Consider the following 15,974-nt stretch of genomic DNA (forward strand, 5'->3'; position numbering starts at 1 on the left):
CGGCAATCAAAACGCATCGCCGGGCACGCGCACCCAGCCTTCCATCAGGATGCGGGCGCTGCGGCCCATGATGGCCTTGGTGACGGTCCATTGGCCGTTGTCGAATTTCGCCTCGGCGCCGACGCGCAGCGTGCCGGACGGATGTCCGAAGCGTACCGCGCTGCGCTCGCCGCCGCCGGCCGCCAGATTGACCAGCGTGCCGGGAATCGCCGCGGCCGTGCCGATGGCGACCGCCGCCGTGCCCATCATCGCGTGATGCAGCTTGCCCATGGACAGGGCGCGGACCAGCAGGTCGACGTCGCCGGCCTTGACCGTCTTGCCGCTGGAAGCAACGTAGTCGAGCGGCGGCGCGACGAAGGCGATCTTTGGCGTGTGCTGGCGCCTGGCGGCGTCTTCGAGCTTGGCGATCAGCCCCATCTTCAGCGCGCCGATGGCGCGCAACGTCTCGAAACCGGCCAGCGCCACGGCATCGTTGTTGATCGCGTCCTGCAGTTCGCTGCCGGTGTAGCCGATGTCCTCGGCGTTCACGAAGATGGTCGGAATGCCGGCGTTGATCAGCGTCGCCTTCAACCTGCCGCCGGCGACGAGCGATTCGGGCACGTCGAGTTCGTCGACGAGATTGCCGGTCGGGAACATCGAGCCGCCCTCGCCTTCGCCCTCGTCAGCGGGGTCGATGAATTCGAGCACGATCTCGGCGGCCGGGAAGGTCACGCCGTCGAGCTCGAAATCGCCGGTCTCCTGCACCCGGCCGTCGGCGACCGGCACGTGGGCGACGATGGTCTTGCCGATGTTGGCCTGCCAGATGCGCACGACGCAGACGCCGTTCCGTGGCACGCGCGCCGCATCGACGTAGCCGGCGTGGATGGCGAAGGCGCCGGCCGCCGTGGACAGGTTGCCGCAGTTACCGGACCAGTCGACGAAATCGCTGTCGATGGCGACCTGGCCGTAGAGGTAATCGACGTCATGACCGGGCCGTGCACTCTTTGACAGGATCACGCACTTGCTGGTGGAGGACGTCGCCCCGCCCATGCCGTCGATGTGCTTGGCGTAGGGATCGGGGCTACCGATCACGCGCTGGAACAGCTTGTTGCGCGCCTCGCCGGGCACGCGGCAGCTTTCCGGCAGGTCGTCGAGGCGGAAGAAGACGCCCTTGCTGGTGCCGCCGCGCATGTAGGTGGCGGGGATGCGGATTTGCGGTTTGTGGGTCATTGTGGTTTTTTCCTCGTGTTCGGATGCCCCCTCTCCCCCGGCCCCGCTCCCGCGAGGGGAGAGGGGGGAGTGGCGGATGCTCCCCTCTCCCTTGACGGGAGAGGGGCTGGGGGAGAGGGTGAAAGCTCACCCCAGATCACCGCCAGCACGGCCTCAGTACGCAACAGCACATCGTCGTTCCAGAAGCGCAGCACCTTGAACCCCTGCGCGTCCAGCCAGGCATCGCGCCGCCGGTCATGCCCGCTGCCGTTGTGCTGCCCGCCGTCGACCTCGATGACCAGCCGCGCACCGAAATGCACGAAGTCCGCGATATACGGGCCGAGCGGCTGTTGGCGGCGGAATTTCTCGCCGGCCAGGCGGTGGGCGCGCAGGTGGCGCCAGAGCAGGCGTTCGGCGTCGGTCATTTCCTGGCGCAGTTTTCTGGCGAATTGTTTGGGTTCCATCACCCCCTCTCCCCAACCCCTCTCCCGCAAGGGGAGAGGGGCTTGATCGGCCGAAAAATAATCGCTCAGCATATCAAACCCCCACACTCCCCTCTCCCCTTGCGGGAGAGGGGCCGGGGGAGAGGGGAAAAAGCCCCGGGCAAACATCATCCCCCCACCTTCCCCTAAGCCAGAAAGTCCTGCGCAAACCGCTGCAGCACCCCGCCGGCCTCATAGATCGACACTTCCTCGGCAGTATCCAACCGGCAGGTCACCAGTACCTCGACCGTCTCACTACTCCGACGATGGATCACCAGCGTCAAATCCGCACGCGGCCTACGCTCGCCGATCACGTCGTAGGTCTCGCTCCCATCCAGCCCCAGCGTCAGCCGCGTGGTGCCCGGTTTGAACTCCAGCGGCAGCACGCCCATGCCGATCAGGTTGGTGCGGTGGATGCGCTCGAAGCCCTCGGCGGCGATGGCTTCCACCCCGGCCAGCCGCACGCCCTTGGCCGCCCAGTCGCGGCTCGACCCCTGGCCGTAGTCGGCGCCGGCGACGATGATCAGCGGCTGCTTGCGGTCCAGATAGGTCTCGATCGCTTCCCACATGCGCAGCACCTTGCCGTCCGGCTCGATGCGGGTCAGCGAGCCCTTCTTCACGGCGCCGTCGACGACGGCCATTTCATTGACCAGTTGCGGGTTGGCGAAAGTGGCGCGCATGGCGGTCAGGTGATCGCCGCGGTGCGTCGCGTAGGAGTTGAAGTCTTCTTCCGGCAGGCCCATCTTCGCCAGATATTCGCCGGCCGCGCTATCGGGCAGGATGGCGTTGGACGGCGACAGGTGGTCGGTGGTGATGTTGTCCGGCAAAACCGCCAGCGGGCGCATGCCCTTCAGCGTGCGCGGGTTGGCCGCCAGCGCGCCGACGCCTTCCGTATCCCAGTACGGCGGACGGCGGATGTAGGTCGACTGCGGGCGCCAGTCGTAGAGCGGGCTGATCTTCTCGCCGCTGTCGCGGTGGATGGCGAACATCGGGTCGTACACCTGCCGAAACTGCTCCGGCTTGACGCAGGTGGCGACGATGGCGTCGATTTCCTCGTCGGACGGCCACAGATCCTTCAGGCGAATTTCCCTGCCGTCGACGGTGCCGAGCACATCCTGCTCGATGTCGAAGCGCATCGTGCCGGCGATGGCATAGGCGACGACGAGCGGCGGCGAAGCGAGGAAGGCCTGCTTGGCGTACGGATGGATGCGCCCATCGAAGTTGCGATTGCCGGAAAGCACGGCGGTCGCGTAAACGTCGCGGGCTATGATCTCCTGCTGGATCTGCGGGTCGAGCGCGCCGGACATGCCGTTGCAGGTGGTGCAGGCGTAGGCGACGATGCCGAAGCCGAGCTTTTCCAGTTCCAGCAGCAGGTCGGCTTCCTCCAGATACAGCCTGGCAACCCTGGAGCCGGGCGCGAAGGAAGTCTTGACCCAGGGCTTGCGCACGAGACCCAAAGCGTTCGCCTTCTTCGCCAACAGGCCGGCGGCGACGACGTTGCGCGGGTTCGAGGTATTGGTGCAACTGGTGATGGCGGCGATGATCACCGCGCCGTCGGGCAGCAGACCGTCCCTTTCTTCATCGATGGCCATGGCCAGCTTGATGGGGCCTGCGATACCGCGATCCTTGAGCGCGGCAGTGGGCAGGCGCCGGTGGGGATTCGACGGCCCTGCCATATTGCGCACCACGGAAGACAGATCGAATTCGAGCGTGCGTTCGTACTCGGCCGTCGCAAGCTGATCGCCCCACAGGCCGGCGGTCTTCGCGTAATTCTCGACCAGCGCCACCTGTTCCGCTTCACGGCCGGTCAGCCTCAGGTAGGCTATGGTCTGCCCGTCGATATGGAACATCGCGGCGGTGGCGCCGTATTCCGGACACATGTTGGAGATCGTCGCACGATCGCCGATGGTCAGGCTGTCCGCACCCTCACCGAAAAATTCCAGCCAAGCACCGACGACCTTTTCCTTCCTCAAGAACTCGGTCAGCGCGAGCACGATGTCGGTGGCGGTGATGCCGGGCTGGCGCCGGCCGGCGAGGCGCACGCCGACGATGTCCGGCAGGCGCATCATCGAAGCGCGGCCGAGCATCACGGTCTCGGCCTCCAGGCCGCCGACGCCGATGGCGATCACGCCCAGCGCGTCCACGTGCGGCGTGTGGCTGTCGGTGCCGACGCAGGTGTCGGGGAAGGCGACGCCATCCCGAACCTGAATGACCGGCGACATCTTCTCCAGATTGATCTGGTGCATGATGCCGTTGCCGGCCGGGATCACGTCCACGTTCTCGAAGGCGCGCCTGGTCCATTCGATGAAATGGAAGCGGTCTTCGTTGCGGCGGTCTTCCACCGCGCGGTTCTTCTCGAAGGCGTCCGGATCGCAGCCGCTGTATTCGACGGCGAGCGAATGGTCGACGATCAACTGCGTTGGCACCACCGGGTTCACCTTGGCCGGGTCGCCGCCCTGGTCGGCGATCGCGTCGCGCAAGCCGGCGAGGTCGACCAGCGCGGTCTGGCCGAGGATGTCGTGGCAGACGACGCGCGCCGGATACCACGGAAAGTCGAGGTCGCGCCGACGCTCGACCAATTGCTTCAGCGCGTCGGTCAGCAGCGCCGGATCGCAGCGGCGCACCAGTTGCTCGGCGAGCACGCGCGACACATAGGGCAGCCCGTTCCAGGCGCCGGGCCGGATGGCGTCGACCGCCGCGCGCGCGTCGAAGTAGTCGAGCGACGTGCCAGGCAGCGGCCTACGATAAGCGTTGTTCATGGCGTGTCCGATCTTACTGGCGATGCTCGATCGGCACGAAGCGGCGGTCTTCCGGCCCGACGTAATTGGCGCTCGGGCGGATGATCTTGTTGTCGAGGCGCTGCTCGATGATGTGCGCAGCCCAGCCCGAGGTACGGGCGATGACGAAGATCGGCGTGAACATCGCGGTCGGCACGCCCATCATGTGGTAGCTGACGGCGCTGAACCAGTCGAGGTTGGGGAACATCTTCTTCACTTCCCACATCACGCTTTCCAGGCGCTCGGCGATGTCGAACATCTTGGTCGAACCGGCCTCGTCGGACAACTGGCGGGCGACGCTCTTGATGACTTCGTTGCGCGGATCGGAGACGGTATAGACCGGGTGGCCGAAGCCGATCACCACTTCCTTGTTGTCCACACGGCGGCGGATGTCGGCTTCCGCCTCGTCGGGATGGTCGTAGCGCTTCTGTATCTCGAAAGCAATCTCGTTGGCGCCGCCGTGCTTCGGCCCGCGCAGCGCGCCGATGGCGCCGGTGATCGCCGAATACATGTCCGAGCCCGTGCCGGCGATGACGCGGCCGGTGAAGGTCGAGGCGTTGAACTCGTGTTCAGCGTAAAGGATCAGCGAGGTGTGCATGGCGCGCTCCCACAGCGCCGACGGCTTGTGGCCGTGCAAGAGATGCAGGAAATGGGCGCCGATCGAGTCGTCGTCGGTGGTGAGCTCGATGCGCTTGCCGTTGGTCGCCCAGTGATACCAGTAGAGCAGCATCGAGCCGAGCGAGGCCATCAGCCGGTCGGCGATGTCGCGGGCGCCGGGAATGTTGTGGTCGTCCTTCTCCGGCAGCGCGCAGCCCAAGGCGGAAACGCCGGTGCGCATCACGTCCATCGGGTGCGCCGAGGCCGGCAGCGATTCGAGCGCCTCCCGAACGCTGGTCGGCAGGCCGCGCATGGACTTCAGCTTCGCCTTGTAGGCCTTCAGCTCGGCGCCGGTGGGCAGCTTGCCATGCACCAGCAGATGCGCGACTTCCTCGAATTCGCAGCGCTCGGCGATGTCGAGGATGTCGTAGCCGCGGTAGTGCAGGTCGTTGCCGGTCTTGCCAACGGTGCACAAGGCGGTGTTGCCGGCAAGGATGCCGGACAGGGCAACGGATTTCTTGGTCTTGAAAGTGGCTTCCTGGGTCGCGCTCATGGCTCTCTCTGCGAATGGGAAAGTGAAGACGACCGCCGTTCTGCTTGCATGTCGCCGAATTTTTTCGCAATATACGCAGCGTAAAAAATGCGTAAAGACCTGAAATAGCGTAGTGTTGTGAATAGTTTCTTGCAAAGATGCAAATCTTGCGAATATTTTTGAATGCCATTGGCAATAAAGGGAACAAGAATGAAGAAAGCTTTCATGGGAGTGCGCCTGAAGCGTCTGCGGGAGGAGCGCGGACTGACGCAGATTGCCCTGGCGCGCGCACTGGAACTCTCGCCGAGTTATCTCAATCAGTTGGAGAAGAATCAGCGACCGCTCACTGTCCCGGTATTGCTCAAGCTGAACGCGGTCTTCGGCGTCAATGTGCAACTGTTTTCGGAAGACGACGAGGCCAGGCTGATTACGGATCTGCGTGAATTGTTCGAAACGCAATCCGGGCACGAGCGCGTCTCTCTGGCCGAAATTCGCGAGCTTGCCGCCAACATGCCGGCCGTCGCCCGCAGTTTGCTCAAACTCGCCAGAAGCCAGCGCGCCAACCAGGAACGCGAGGAAGCGCTCGTCACCCGCCTGGGCCTGGATCGCAGCGAGCTGCAGGCCAACCGGCTGATGTCATTCGAAGAGGTACGTGATTTTTTCTACGCGCGGCACAACCACATTGCCGAACTCGATGCGTTGGCCGAGTCCCTCTCCCAGGCCTGGCTGATTCGTCCCAGGGAAGCGGCTGAAACCCTGGCCATGCGTCTGGAGCAGACGCATGGCATCCGGGTGGTTCGCAACACCGCCCGGGATGCTGGCGCTGAAGTGCAACGTCACTTCGACCCCGGCCAGAAAATCCTGACCTTGTCACCCCATCTGACCAATGGGCAGGCAGCATTCCAGATGGCAACACAGCTGGCCTTTCTCGAAGCAGGCGCGCAAATCGACGCCATCACCGCACAGGCCGCTCTGTCCAGCGACGAAGCGCGGCGTCTGGCGCGCATCGGCCTGGCCAATTATTTCGCCAGCGCCCTGATTCTGCCCTACGGACACTTTCTGGATCAGGCCGAGCAACTGCGCTACGACATCGAGTTGCTTGGGCAGGCTTTTGGCGTCGAATTCGAAACCACCTGCCACCGCCTGTCCACCCTGCAGCGCCCGGAAGCGCGCGGGGTGCCGTTTTTCTTCATCCGCGTGGACCGAGCCGGCAACATCTCGAAACGTCAATCGGCCACCGCTTTTCACTTCTCACGCATCGGCGGCACCTGCCCGCTGTGGAACGTGTATGAAGCCTTCGCCCAGCCGGGACGCATCCTGACGCAGTTGGCGGTCATGCCGGACGAGCGCGCCTACCTGTGGATCGCGCGCACGGTATCCCGTGGCCATGGCGGATTCGGCGCCCCCGGCAAGACTTTTTCCGTGGGCCTGGGATGCGATTTGCAGCATGCCGAACGCCTGGTCTACAGCAAGGGGCTGGATCTCAAGGACAAGAGCGGCTTCACGCCGATCGGCGCCGGCTGCAAGGTCTGCCCGCGCGCCCATTGCCCCCAGCGCGCCTTCCCGGCCGTGGGCAGCACGCTCATCGTCGATGAAAACCAGAGCCGCTTCACGCCCTACCCCGCCAGTTGATGACGCAGTTCGGCCAGCAACCTGCCAACACGATCCTTGCGTTGTTTATTGCCAAGCGCATGCAGCGCCAGCAGTAACTGAGCGACGTCCTCGTCTTCGCAATAGAGATAGGGCAACGGTACCTGTAACGCCGTCGCCAGCAGTCTGGCCGTGGCGAGCGGCGGTTCGCTTACGCCAAGCTCATAGCGGCTGATCCGGGCGCGGGCGCTGGACTCATCCAGACCGATGGCCACGCCCAGCTTTTCCTGGGCCAGGTCCAAAGCCTCGCGGCGTTCGCGCAGGCGGCGACCAAGAATGGAAAACTTCTGACTGCTCTCATGTGCCATGTCACAAGTTTCGTGACACATGCTAAAGTTGTTGTCACTAAATACGTGACACGCGAGAAAGCATGGCTATTCCGGCAATCCCCCGTAGAATCAGCCCCCAAATCACTCCCACGCCATCAGGAGGCCTCCATTGAGCGCTGCAACAACAGGGTTTCTATCTAATTTGCGCATCGGCAGAAGAATGGCACTGGCCATGGGGGCGTTGCTGAGCTTCCTGGTCGCCATCACGCTCATAGGACATTTTTCCGCCATCAGGATCCAGTCTGAATACATCGACTATCTGGCGGGTGACAATGCCCGCCGCATCGGGTTTTATGAAATGTACGGCCAGGGCCTGCAGACAGGGCAGGCACTGCGCAACATCGTGCTTGACCCGGACAATCCCAAGGCCTACGAAAATCACCAAAGAGCCACGGCCCAATTCGACAAGGCGGCAGAAGACATGCAACAGCATGATGAAGAACGCGCGCATACCGGATTGCCGCAGAAAATTGTGCACCTGCGCACGGCTCACCGGAACGCTCAGGAACAGGTGATCGCGCTCGTCGCATCCGGGCAGATGGATTCCGCCAAGGCGTTGCTGAACAGCGAAGAAACGCCTAAATGGCGCGAAATGCGCCAGTTGATGCTGGATGAAATCAAGCGGCTTGATGACGCCGTTCCCGTCCTGATTGAGGGGCTCACGGCCCGCGCCGATGCCACACGCCGGCAAACGCTGACACTTTCCTGCATCGCCATCCTGCTGGGACTCGTGCTGGGCATTGCCATCACCCGTTCCATCACCCGACCTCTGGCACATCTGCAGGAGATACTGGAAAAGGTGGAGGCGTCAGGAGACTGCACATTGCGTGTGGGCGCCCACGCCAGCGATGAAGTCGGACGCACGGCGGCGGCCTTCGACCGCATGATGACGCGCATCGCTGAACTCATTGCCGAAACGAGCCGCTCTGCGCAGGCCATTACCGAAGCCGCACACGCCATGCTGACTACCGGCACCGACGTCGTCAAACACTCCGCAGCGCAGTCCACGGCAGCGGTCGATGTCGCCGCCGCCATCGAAGAAACCTCCGTCAGCATTTCCGAAACCGCGGGCAATGCGCGCTGCGTGGATGAAATGGCCGTGCGCACCTGCAGCCATATCCAGCGAACCCTGGAAGCCGTGCAGGGCACGACTTCCAATATTGGCAACCTTGCCACCATGATTTCCAGGACGAGCGCAGACATTTCCCTGCTGGCGGACAACTCGAAACAGATCGATGGCATCGTTCAGACCATCAAGGCCATTGCCGAGCAGACCAACCTGTTGGCCTTGAACGCAGCCATCGAAGCTGCGCGCGCCGGTGAACAGGGGCGTGGCTTTGCCGTCGTCGCAGATGAAGTCAGGAAGCTCGCCGAAAACACGGCACAGGCGACCCAGGAAATTTCCAGCCTGATCCATACTATCCAGAGCCGGATCGATGCTGCCGTCGAACAGATGACGCAAGCCAACGATCAGGCGGGTAACAGCCAGGAAATGGTTGCAGCTACCGCGACGGCGCTCAATGAAGTGGGCAGCGATACGGAAAAAATGATCGATGCGGTACGCAGCATCGCCCTGGCCATGCAGGAACAGGATACTGCCGTGCAGCAGGTTGCGCAGCGTATCGAATACATCGCCCAGATGAGTGAAGCCAACGACTCGGCCGCACGCCTGGCCGCAGAAACCGCACGCAGTCTGGACGAGCGTGCCAATCACCTGCACGCTGCGGTAGGCTGCTTCCGGGTTTGAGGCACTGGCAGCGCCAGCCCTACCCCGCCAATTGATTGCGCAGTTCGTCGTAACCGCCGACATGGGTCAGGCCGGCCGCCTGCTGGATGAAGATTTGCGGCAGGCTGCGCACCGGTTGGCCGACCTTGGCTTGCAGGGCGTCGATGCTGATGTCGGCGCCGACGGTGTGGTATTGAAAGGGGATGGACTGGATCTGGCAGAGCATGCGCGTCCTGTCGCAGTTCACGCAGCCGTCCTTGCCGTAGATGATGATTTCCATGGGGTCTCCCGATAATGGATGGCGGAAAAAAGAAGGATCAAAAATCGACGTCGAACACCTGATTCTCGTCGGTGCGGCGCATCACGCCGACCTTGTAGGCGGCGATGTCCTGCTCCTGCGGCGAGGCCTGGGTCTTGGAGATGTTGAGCCACTTCTCCATGAACTTGAGCGGGTTGTGCGTCGGCAATTGGTATTTGTCGGTGGTGAGACCAAAGAGCTGGTAGACGTCCTTGGCGCAGTACAGCGTCCAGGCCGACAGGCGCTCGGCGTTCATGCCGACCAGCTCGCGGCCTTCGGAGAAGAGATAATCGATCCAGCGCAGCTCGCTATCCACCACTTCCTCGATCATCTTCTCGATCTGGCTGCGGCACTGGGCAAAGGCCGTCTGGCCGCGCTCGGTGCTCAATTCATTCAGCAGCACGGCGCGGTCGAGTTCGACGTGGATTTCCAATTCGTCCTGGGCGATTTTCTGGATGGCCTTGCCGATGGGCTGAAACAGGCCGGTGTCGCAGATGGCGAAGGTGACGGCAAAGCTCGCCATGAACTGGATGCGCTCCATGCACAGCAGCGCCACGATGGTCATGAACACGGCGTTGTAGGTGTTCTGATCGTTGGGCAGCAGGCCGATGGCGTATTGGTGCGACGCCTCGTAACCGGCGGCGAAGGCGCGCGCGACCTCAGAGAGGCGCTCGTGCGCTTCCTGCACGCGCAGGATTTCGTCGAGGATGACGCCGGGGTCGTCGAAGGAGTTGCGCACGATCTCGGAATAGGTGGCGGCGTGCACCACTTCGTTGTCCGAGATGCGCTGCCAGGCGGCCCACAATTCGCTGGAGGTGATGAATGGGGCGAGCACCGGGGCGATGGCGCGCGAGGCGACCGAGTCGGCCTCCCACTGCCAGGCCAGGGTCTTGATCATCATGTCGTAGGTGGCGCGCGGGCAGGTCTTGAATTCAGAATTGCAGCTCGAATAGTCGAATTCGTTCTCGTCCCAGTCCAGCGATTTCTGCGCCTTGTAGAGCTTCCAGATTTCCGGGTAGTGGCGATTGACGGTGTCGAACAGGCCGGGGCGCTGGCCCAGCAGCAGCAAGGGCTTTTGATAGTCGGTCTTGTCGTAGTTGAATACGCTGTCGGTCATGGATGTCATGGTCTTGATCGCTTGAATGTCAGAGCGTGCAGGCTTCGCAGTCGCTGTCCTGGGTTGCGGTCTGAGCCAGCGACGCGGGCGCAGAGGCTTCCGCCTGGGCCACATCCGCTACGGCCTTCATGCCGTTGGAAGTCTTCTGGTTCATGTAGTACTTGGATTTCAGCCCCAGCTTGACGCGGTAGAGGTAGTCCTCGATCAGCTCGGAGGAAGCGATGGAGGCATCACCGATGACGCGGCGATAGAAGTCCGCCGAAATGCCCTGATCGGTCCATTTCTGCACGATGGCGTACATCTCGGTCATGTCCTTGGTCGGAATGTCCCAGGCCGATTGGTAGTGGTCGGCCAGGGTGTCGCCCTCGGGCGCGGCCCAGTAGTTCACGCGCTGGTTGTCGGTCTTGATGAGGGTCAGCTCGCGCACCGGGTAGAGGCCGTTGGTGGTGCCCGACGCATTCGCCGAGGTTTCGGTCGGCATGTGCGCCACCAGCACCGAGTTGCGGATGCCGCCGTTGGCCTTGATGTCACCACGCAGCGCTTCCCAGTCGTAGCGCGTCGTGAAGGGCGCGATCCTGTCGACGTGCGGATTGCAGGTGTCGATGGGCAGCCAGCCTTCCGGCCAGCACGTCTTGTGCATCCAGGGCGCGTTGCCCAGTTCCTTGCCGAGCCTCAGGCTGGCGCGCAGCAAGTGATAGTAGTGGCGCTCGGCCACCTCGTGGATGAACTGCTTGCCGGCCTCATCGGTGTAACGCTGGCCGTTTTTTGCCATCAGATGCGCCAGGCCCAGGATGCCGACACCGGCGTTGAGACGCTGGCGCGAAGTCACGCCCACCTGCGGCAGTTCGTAATGCGCCAGATGGATGCACTTGTCGATCATCAGCAGCGCGTAATAGGCGACTTCGGCGTACTGCTCCTCGGATTCGATGTTGGAGACGACGATGCCGGCGAGGTTGCAGGTCGCCACTTCGGGCGCGCTCTTGCGCAGGACGGCCTCGATGGGTAGATCATCGATAGCGTCGCCCGTCACCAGCTCATCCGGCCAGACCAGCCCGCGCTGGGTTGCCACCTGCGCCTTGCCCGGCAGCTCGCAGCGCGTGCCGTCGATGAACTGCACTTCGACGCAGGAAATGTCGTCCTCCGCGTACAGCTCGCTGATGTGGTTGTAGGGCCCGGTCGGCAGGGCAATTTCGGCGCAGAGGTTGGATGAATGAATCGTGTCCTTGAACGGCGTATGGCGATTCATCTCCGAGATGTTGTGCTCGTAGACACGGCCGGTCTCGTTCCACTCGTTGCTGGCGGTGATGAGCAGCTCGCGCGCGCTCACCCAGGTTTTCGGGAAGTTTTCATCGGCGGCATAGCGTGCGTAGATTTCCTCGAACCGCGTCTCATCGCCGCTATACAGCGCCGCGTACAGATCGGGCGCGGTGTAGCAGTTGAACAGGAATATCTCCTCGTTTTTTGCCACCTTGCGCGCGAAGAAACGGTTGCCGCCCCAGGAGTAATCCATGCCGCGTATCTTCCTGTCCTCGGTGGACATCGGGTTCTTCAGGCGCAGCAGCGTATCCACCTCGGGATCGAAGATCGGGAAGTAGGTGGTGCAGGCGCCGCCGCGGCCGTTCTGCAGATTGGATTTCACCTCCGCCACCAGCGCGCGGTAGTAGGGCAGCTTGCCCTGGTGGCGAATCACGCCGCCGCGCACCGGGTCGTTGAGCGAGCGTGTCGCCAGGTGCGCGCCGATGCCTGCGCTCATGTAAGTCATGGTGTTGGCGATGTGGTTGCCGACGGCGATGGAGCGCGCGTTGTCGGCCACGGTGTACAGGCAGCAACTGGCGTAGCCGCGCAGCGGCGTGCCCAGGTTGACGTGGTTGGGCGTGGGCGCATTGATGCGATTCTTCGACAGATGTTCGTAAAAGCGCTGCACGTCGCGCATGCGTCGCTCGCGCGGCTGATCGACGGCTAGCGCCATCGCCATGCGCATGTAGATGAACTGCGGCGACTCGTAGTACATACCCTGCACCCGGTCGGCAATGGCATATTTTGTGAGATGCGTATGCAACTGGTAGTGCGCGTACTCGAAGTCGCGCTCGTGGTCGATCCACTCCTGGATCACCGCGTATTCGGATTCGGAGTAGTCCAGCGTTTCCATCAGCCCCAGCGCCTGCAGCTTGCGCTGCAGGGCCAGTACCGTGGGACGCTGGTTGCGGTAGAGATCCTTGCGGATCAGCGTGGCGTACAGGCGCCCGGCCATGCGGTTGTACGACCAGGTATCGAAGTTCAGGCAGGTGCGGATGAGCTGCTGCTGCAACTCGCGCGAACTGGCCGTGGAAGACATGGCCGAGACGGTTTCCAGCACCGCCGTCGGCCAGTCCACCGCGTCGCCCAGCGTCTGCGCGGCCCATTGGCCCCATTGGTTGAGTTTATAGGGTGTGAACGGCTCGACGTGGCCGTCGCGTTTGATGATGAGTTCCAGCATGTGCGCATCCCCGCAGGGAAACCGTGTGGAGAGCACGGTTTCAGAACCAATACCTGCTCCCTCGCGCAGGGCTCTTGGGGACTGTTCGCAGTCGGTGCGTACGGGATGTGCATGAATTGCCGCTCTGAAGCGGCGCAACATTCACCCTCGCAACGCGCCTCCCCGCGGAAGCGTGCCACCCGCACGGCGCCTCATGAAGAAGCACCATGTGTCGGCAGGTCTTCGGACTCTGTGGACGCGGGTGGCGTCGTTCACGCCAGCCCACCTACTGCGCCTCGCTTCCCGGGTCGTACCCAGTGCATCTGAGGCGTGTCGTTTCCACTTACCGCTGCGGGGCAGTTCCGGATTCGCACCGGATTCCCTTTTCAATCTTTCTGCTGGTGCTCAGCAGAAAAATACCGACGGACGCAATATATAGTATTTTTTGCGCTTGCGTACACTAGATATAGTAGGTTGCGCCGTGCGACAGGCCGAGTGAATCTCTGCATCCCACCCAAAACAGTCTTTGGCGAAACGCCGGAATCAACCCAGCCGCCGACAGATTTCCGTCGTCAAGGCCGCCTGATTCAGGGTATAGAAATGCAGACCCGGCGCGCCGTTCTTCAGCAGGCGCTCGCACAGGGCGGTGACCACGTCCAGGCCGAAGGCGCGAATCGACTCCACGTCGTCGCCGCAGGAGTCCAGCCGTTTGGCCAGCCAGCGCGGAATCTCGGCACCGCAGTTGCCGGCAAAGCGCGCCAGATTGCTGTAGCTGGCGATCGGCATGATGCCCGGCACGATGGGAATGTCGATCCCCATCCTTTGCGCCACCTCGACGAAGTAGTCGTAGGCATCGGCGTTGTAGAAGAACTGGGTGATCGCCGCATCGGCGCCGGCATCGACCTTGCGCTTGAAGTTTTCCAGATCGGCGGCCGCCGACCTGGCCTGCGGATGCACTTCAGGATAGGCCGCCACCTCGATCTGGAACCAGTCGCCGGTTTCCCGACGGATGAACTCGACCAGCTCGTTGGCATAGGAAAACTCGCCGGCCACCGCCATGCCCGAAGGCAGATCGCCGCGCAGGGCGACGATGCGGCGGATGTCGGCGGCGCGATACTGCGCCAGAATGGCGCGCAGATTCTCCCGCGTCGAACCGATACAGGACAGATGCGGGGCCGCCTGATGGCCTTCGCCCTGCATTTCCAGCACCGTTTCCAGCGTGCGATCACGCGTCGAGCCACCGGCGCCGAAGGTGCAGGAGAAAAAAGCCGGCTTGAACTGCGCCAGTTGCGCACGCACGGCGCGCAGCTTGTCGACGCCCGCCGGCGTTTGCGGCGGGAAGAACTCGAAGCTGAAGCTGGGCGCCGGATGGCCTTGCGTTGAACTCGTCATGTCCCCGGTCTCCAGCCCTCAATAGCGGTAAGCGTCCGCCTTGTACGGCCCGTTCTTCGGCACGCCGATGTAGGCCGCCTGCTCATCCGTGAGTTCGGTGAGCTGGGCGTTGAGCTTCTTCAGTTGCAGACGGGCGACTTTTTCGTCGAGGTGCTTGGGCAGCACATAGACGCCGATCGGATAATCGGCATTCTTGGTAAACAACTCGATCTGAGCGATGGTCTGGTTGGCGAAGGACGAACTCATCACATAGCTGGGATGGCCGGTGGCGCAGCCCAGATTCACCAGGCGGCCCTTGGCCAGCAGGATGATGCGGTTGCCCGAGGGCATGCGGATGTGATCGACCTGGGGCTTGATTTCTTCCCACTCGTATTTCTCGATCGCGGCGACATCGATCTCGTTGTCGAAGTGGCCGATGTTGCAGACGATGGCCTGATCCTTCATCTTCACCATGTGCTCATGGGTGATGACGTGGTAGTTGCCGGTGCAGGTGACGAAAATATCGGCCTTGTCGGCAGCGTAATCCATGGTGACGACGCGATAGCCTTCCATCGCCGCCTGCAGGGCGCAGATCGGATCGATTTCGGTGATCCACACCTGGGCGGAGAGCGCGCGCAGCGCCTGGGCCGAGCCCTTGCCGACGTCGCCATAGCCGGCCACCACGGCGATCTTGCCGGCGATCATCACGTCGGTGGCGCGCTTGATGCCATCGACCAGCGACTCGCGGCAGCCGTAGAGGTTGTCGAACTTCGACTTGGTCACCGAATCATTGACGTTGATCGCCGGAAACTTGAGCTCGCCGCGCGCATGCATCTGATACAGGCGATGCACGCCGGTGGTGGTTTCCTCGGTCACGCCCTTGATCGCCGCGAGGCGCGTCGAATACCAGGTCTTGTCCGTCGCCAGCCTGGCCTTGATGGCGGCGAACAGCACCCGCTCTTCTTCGCTCGTCGGCCTGGCCAGCACGCCCGCATCCTGTTCGGCGCGGCTGCCCAGATGCAGCAGCAAGGTGGCATCGCCGCCGTCGTCGAGGATCATGTTCGACAACGCATTGCCCGGCCATTCGAAGATGCGATGGGTGTACTCCCAGTAATCTTCCAGCGACTCGCCCTTGACGGCGAACACCGGCACGCCGGTGGCGGCAATCGCCGCAGCGGCATGATCCTGGGTCGAGAAAATGTTGCAGGACGCCCAACGCACCTGGGCGCCCAGCGCCGTCAGCGTTTCGATCAGCACCGCCGTCTGGATGGTCATGTGCAGCGAGCCGGTGATGCGCGCGCCCTTGAGCGGCTGGCTGGCCGCGTATTCCTCGCGGATCGCCATGAGGCCCGGCATTTCGGTCTCGGCGATGCGGATTTCCTTGCGCCCCCAGTCGGCCAGCGATAGGTCGGCAATCTTGCAATCGGTGAAATTTTGAACAGCCACAGCAAT

12 protein-coding genes and 1 riboswitch are annotated in these 15,974 nt (G+C 62.9%); of the genes, 2 read left to right on the forward strand and 10 right to left on the reverse strand.

The features are described from left to right. Nucleotides 1-6 precede the first annotated feature (6 nt). The 4 genes from prpF to prpC all read right to left on the reverse strand — a co-directional run bounded on the left by prpF (nucleotide 7) and on the right by prpC (nucleotide 5,597). The gene (gene prpF, locus SDENCHOL_RS12830; protein WP_067170390.1) at nucleotides 7-1,209 is read right to left on the reverse strand and encodes a 2-methylaconitate cis-trans isomerase PrpF; all 1,203 of its coding nucleotides are present in this window, start codon (nucleotides 1,207-1,209) and stop codon (nucleotides 7-9) included. Continuing rightward, nucleotides 1,206-1,652 carry an endonuclease domain-containing protein gene (locus SDENCHOL_RS12835; RefSeq protein WP_083522881.1) on the reverse strand — a complete coding sequence of 149 codons (447 nt, stop codon included), beginning with the start codon at nucleotides 1,650-1,652 and terminating at the stop codon, nucleotides 1,206-1,208. Before SDENCHOL_RS12835 ends, prpF begins: the two co-directional genes overlap by 4 nt. Nucleotides 1,653-1,816: 164 nt before the next feature. Then, nucleotides 1,817-4,429, reverse strand: a complete 2,613-nt coding sequence (gene acnD, locus SDENCHOL_RS12840) for a Fe/S-dependent 2-methylisocitrate dehydratase AcnD (protein ID WP_067170393.1) — start codon at nucleotides 4,427-4,429, stop codon at nucleotides 1,817-1,819. A gap of 13 nt (nucleotides 4,430-4,442) precedes the next feature. Next, nucleotides 4,443-5,597, reverse strand: coding sequence for a bifunctional 2-methylcitrate synthase/citrate synthase (gene prpC / locus SDENCHOL_RS12845; RefSeq protein WP_067170394.1), 1,155 nt, complete (start codon nucleotides 5,595-5,597; stop codon nucleotides 4,443-4,445). 189 nt (nucleotides 5,598-5,786) lie between these two features. Here prpC and SDENCHOL_RS12850 point away from each other — a divergent pair, with 189 nt between their 5' ends. Next, entirely contained in the window at nucleotides 5,787-7,208 is a 1,422-nt protein-coding gene (locus tag SDENCHOL_RS12850) for a short-chain fatty acyl-CoA regulator family protein (RefSeq protein ID WP_154717254.1), read from the forward strand. Here SDENCHOL_RS12850 and SDENCHOL_RS12855 read toward each other — a convergent pair. Beyond that, entirely contained in the window at nucleotides 7,193-7,534 is a 342-nt protein-coding gene (locus tag SDENCHOL_RS12855; protein ID WP_154717255.1) for a helix-turn-helix domain-containing protein, read from the reverse strand. The genes SDENCHOL_RS12850 and SDENCHOL_RS12855 overlap by 16 nt on opposite strands. Before the next feature lie 193 nt (nucleotides 7,535-7,727). Here SDENCHOL_RS12855 and SDENCHOL_RS12860 point away from each other — a divergent pair, with 193 nt between their 5' ends. After that, nucleotides 7,728-9,302 (forward strand): methyl-accepting chemotaxis protein, encoded by a 1,575-nt coding sequence (locus tag SDENCHOL_RS12860; RefSeq protein WP_231912988.1) that lies wholly within the window; start codon nucleotides 7,728-7,730, stop codon nucleotides 9,300-9,302. 19 nt (nucleotides 9,303-9,321) lie between these two features. Here SDENCHOL_RS12860 and SDENCHOL_RS12865 read toward each other — a convergent pair whose 3' ends face one another. The 5 genes from SDENCHOL_RS12865 to ahcY form a co-directional block, all read right to left on the reverse strand. Continuing rightward, nucleotides 9,322-9,561: a glutaredoxin domain-containing protein gene (locus SDENCHOL_RS12865; RefSeq protein ID WP_067170403.1), complete on the reverse strand. Its 240-nt coding sequence runs from the start codon at nucleotides 9,559-9,561 to the stop codon at nucleotides 9,322-9,324. Between the two features lie 37 nt (nucleotides 9,562-9,598). Then, nucleotides 9,599-10,705 carry a ribonucleotide-diphosphate reductase subunit beta gene (locus tag SDENCHOL_RS12870; RefSeq protein ID WP_197706915.1) on the reverse strand — a complete coding sequence of 369 codons (1,107 nt, stop codon included), beginning with the start codon at nucleotides 10,703-10,705 and terminating at the stop codon, nucleotides 9,599-9,601. 19 nt (nucleotides 10,706-10,724) lie between these two features. Beyond that, entirely contained in the window at nucleotides 10,725-13,172 is a 2,448-nt protein-coding gene (locus tag SDENCHOL_RS12875) for a ribonucleoside-diphosphate reductase subunit alpha (protein WP_067170406.1), read from the reverse strand. A 195-nt stretch (nucleotides 13,173-13,367) separates the two neighbouring features. After that, nucleotides 13,368-13,590, reverse strand: a riboswitch (cobalamin riboswitch). A 104-nt stretch (nucleotides 13,591-13,694) separates the two neighbouring features. Continuing rightward, nucleotides 13,695-14,543: a methylenetetrahydrofolate reductase [NAD(P)H] gene (metF, locus tag SDENCHOL_RS12880; protein ID WP_067170408.1), complete on the reverse strand. Its 849-nt coding sequence runs from the start codon at nucleotides 14,541-14,543 to the stop codon at nucleotides 13,695-13,697. An 18-nt stretch (nucleotides 14,544-14,561) separates the two neighbouring features. Continuing rightward, nucleotides 14,562-15,968: an adenosylhomocysteinase gene (ahcY, locus tag SDENCHOL_RS12885; protein ID WP_197706916.1), complete on the reverse strand. Its 1,407-nt coding sequence runs from the start codon at nucleotides 15,966-15,968 to the stop codon at nucleotides 14,562-14,564. Nucleotides 15,969-15,974: the final 6 nt, after the last annotated feature.

Source organism: Sterolibacterium denitrificans (assembly GCF_900174485.1).
GTDB lineage: Bacteria > Pseudomonadota > Gammaproteobacteria > Burkholderiales > Rhodocyclaceae > Sterolibacterium > Sterolibacterium denitrificans.

Coding starts and splice junctions, on each gene's coding strand:
- prpF (WP_067170390.1), bottom strand. CDS start 1,209: ATGACCCACAAACCGCAAATCCGCATCCCCGCCACCTACATGCGCGGC.
- SDENCHOL_RS12835 (WP_083522881.1), bottom strand. CDS start 1,652: ATGGAACCCAAACAATTCGCCAGAAAACTGCGCCAGGAAATGACCGAC.
- acnD (WP_067170393.1), bottom strand. CDS start 4,429: ATGAACAACGCTTATCGTAGGCCGCTGCCTGGCACGTCGCTCGACTAC.
- prpC (WP_067170394.1), bottom strand. CDS start 5,597: ATGAGCGCGACCCAGGAAGCCACTTTCAAGACCAAGAAATCCGTTGCC.
- SDENCHOL_RS12850 (WP_154717254.1), top strand. CDS start 5,787: ATGAAGAAAGCTTTCATGGGAGTGCGCCTGAAGCGTCTGCGGGAGGAG.
- SDENCHOL_RS12855 (WP_154717255.1), bottom strand. CDS start 7,534: ATGGCACATGAGAGCAGTCAGAAGTTTTCCATTCTTGGTCGCCGCCTG.
- SDENCHOL_RS12860 (WP_231912988.1), top strand. CDS start 7,728: ATGGGGGCGTTGCTGAGCTTCCTGGTCGCCATCACGCTCATAGGACAT.
- SDENCHOL_RS12865 (WP_067170403.1), bottom strand. CDS start 9,561: ATGGAAATCATCATCTACGGCAAGGACGGCTGCGTGAACTGCGACAGG.
- SDENCHOL_RS12870 (WP_197706915.1), bottom strand. CDS start 10,705: ATGACATCCATGACCGACAGCGTATTCAACTACGACAAGACCGACTAT.
- SDENCHOL_RS12875 (WP_067170406.1), bottom strand. CDS start 13,172: ATGCTGGAACTCATCATCAAACGCGACGGCCACGTCGAGCCGTTCACA.
- metF (WP_067170408.1), bottom strand. CDS start 14,543: ATGACGAGTTCAACGCAAGGCCATCCGGCGCCCAGCTTCAGCTTCGAG.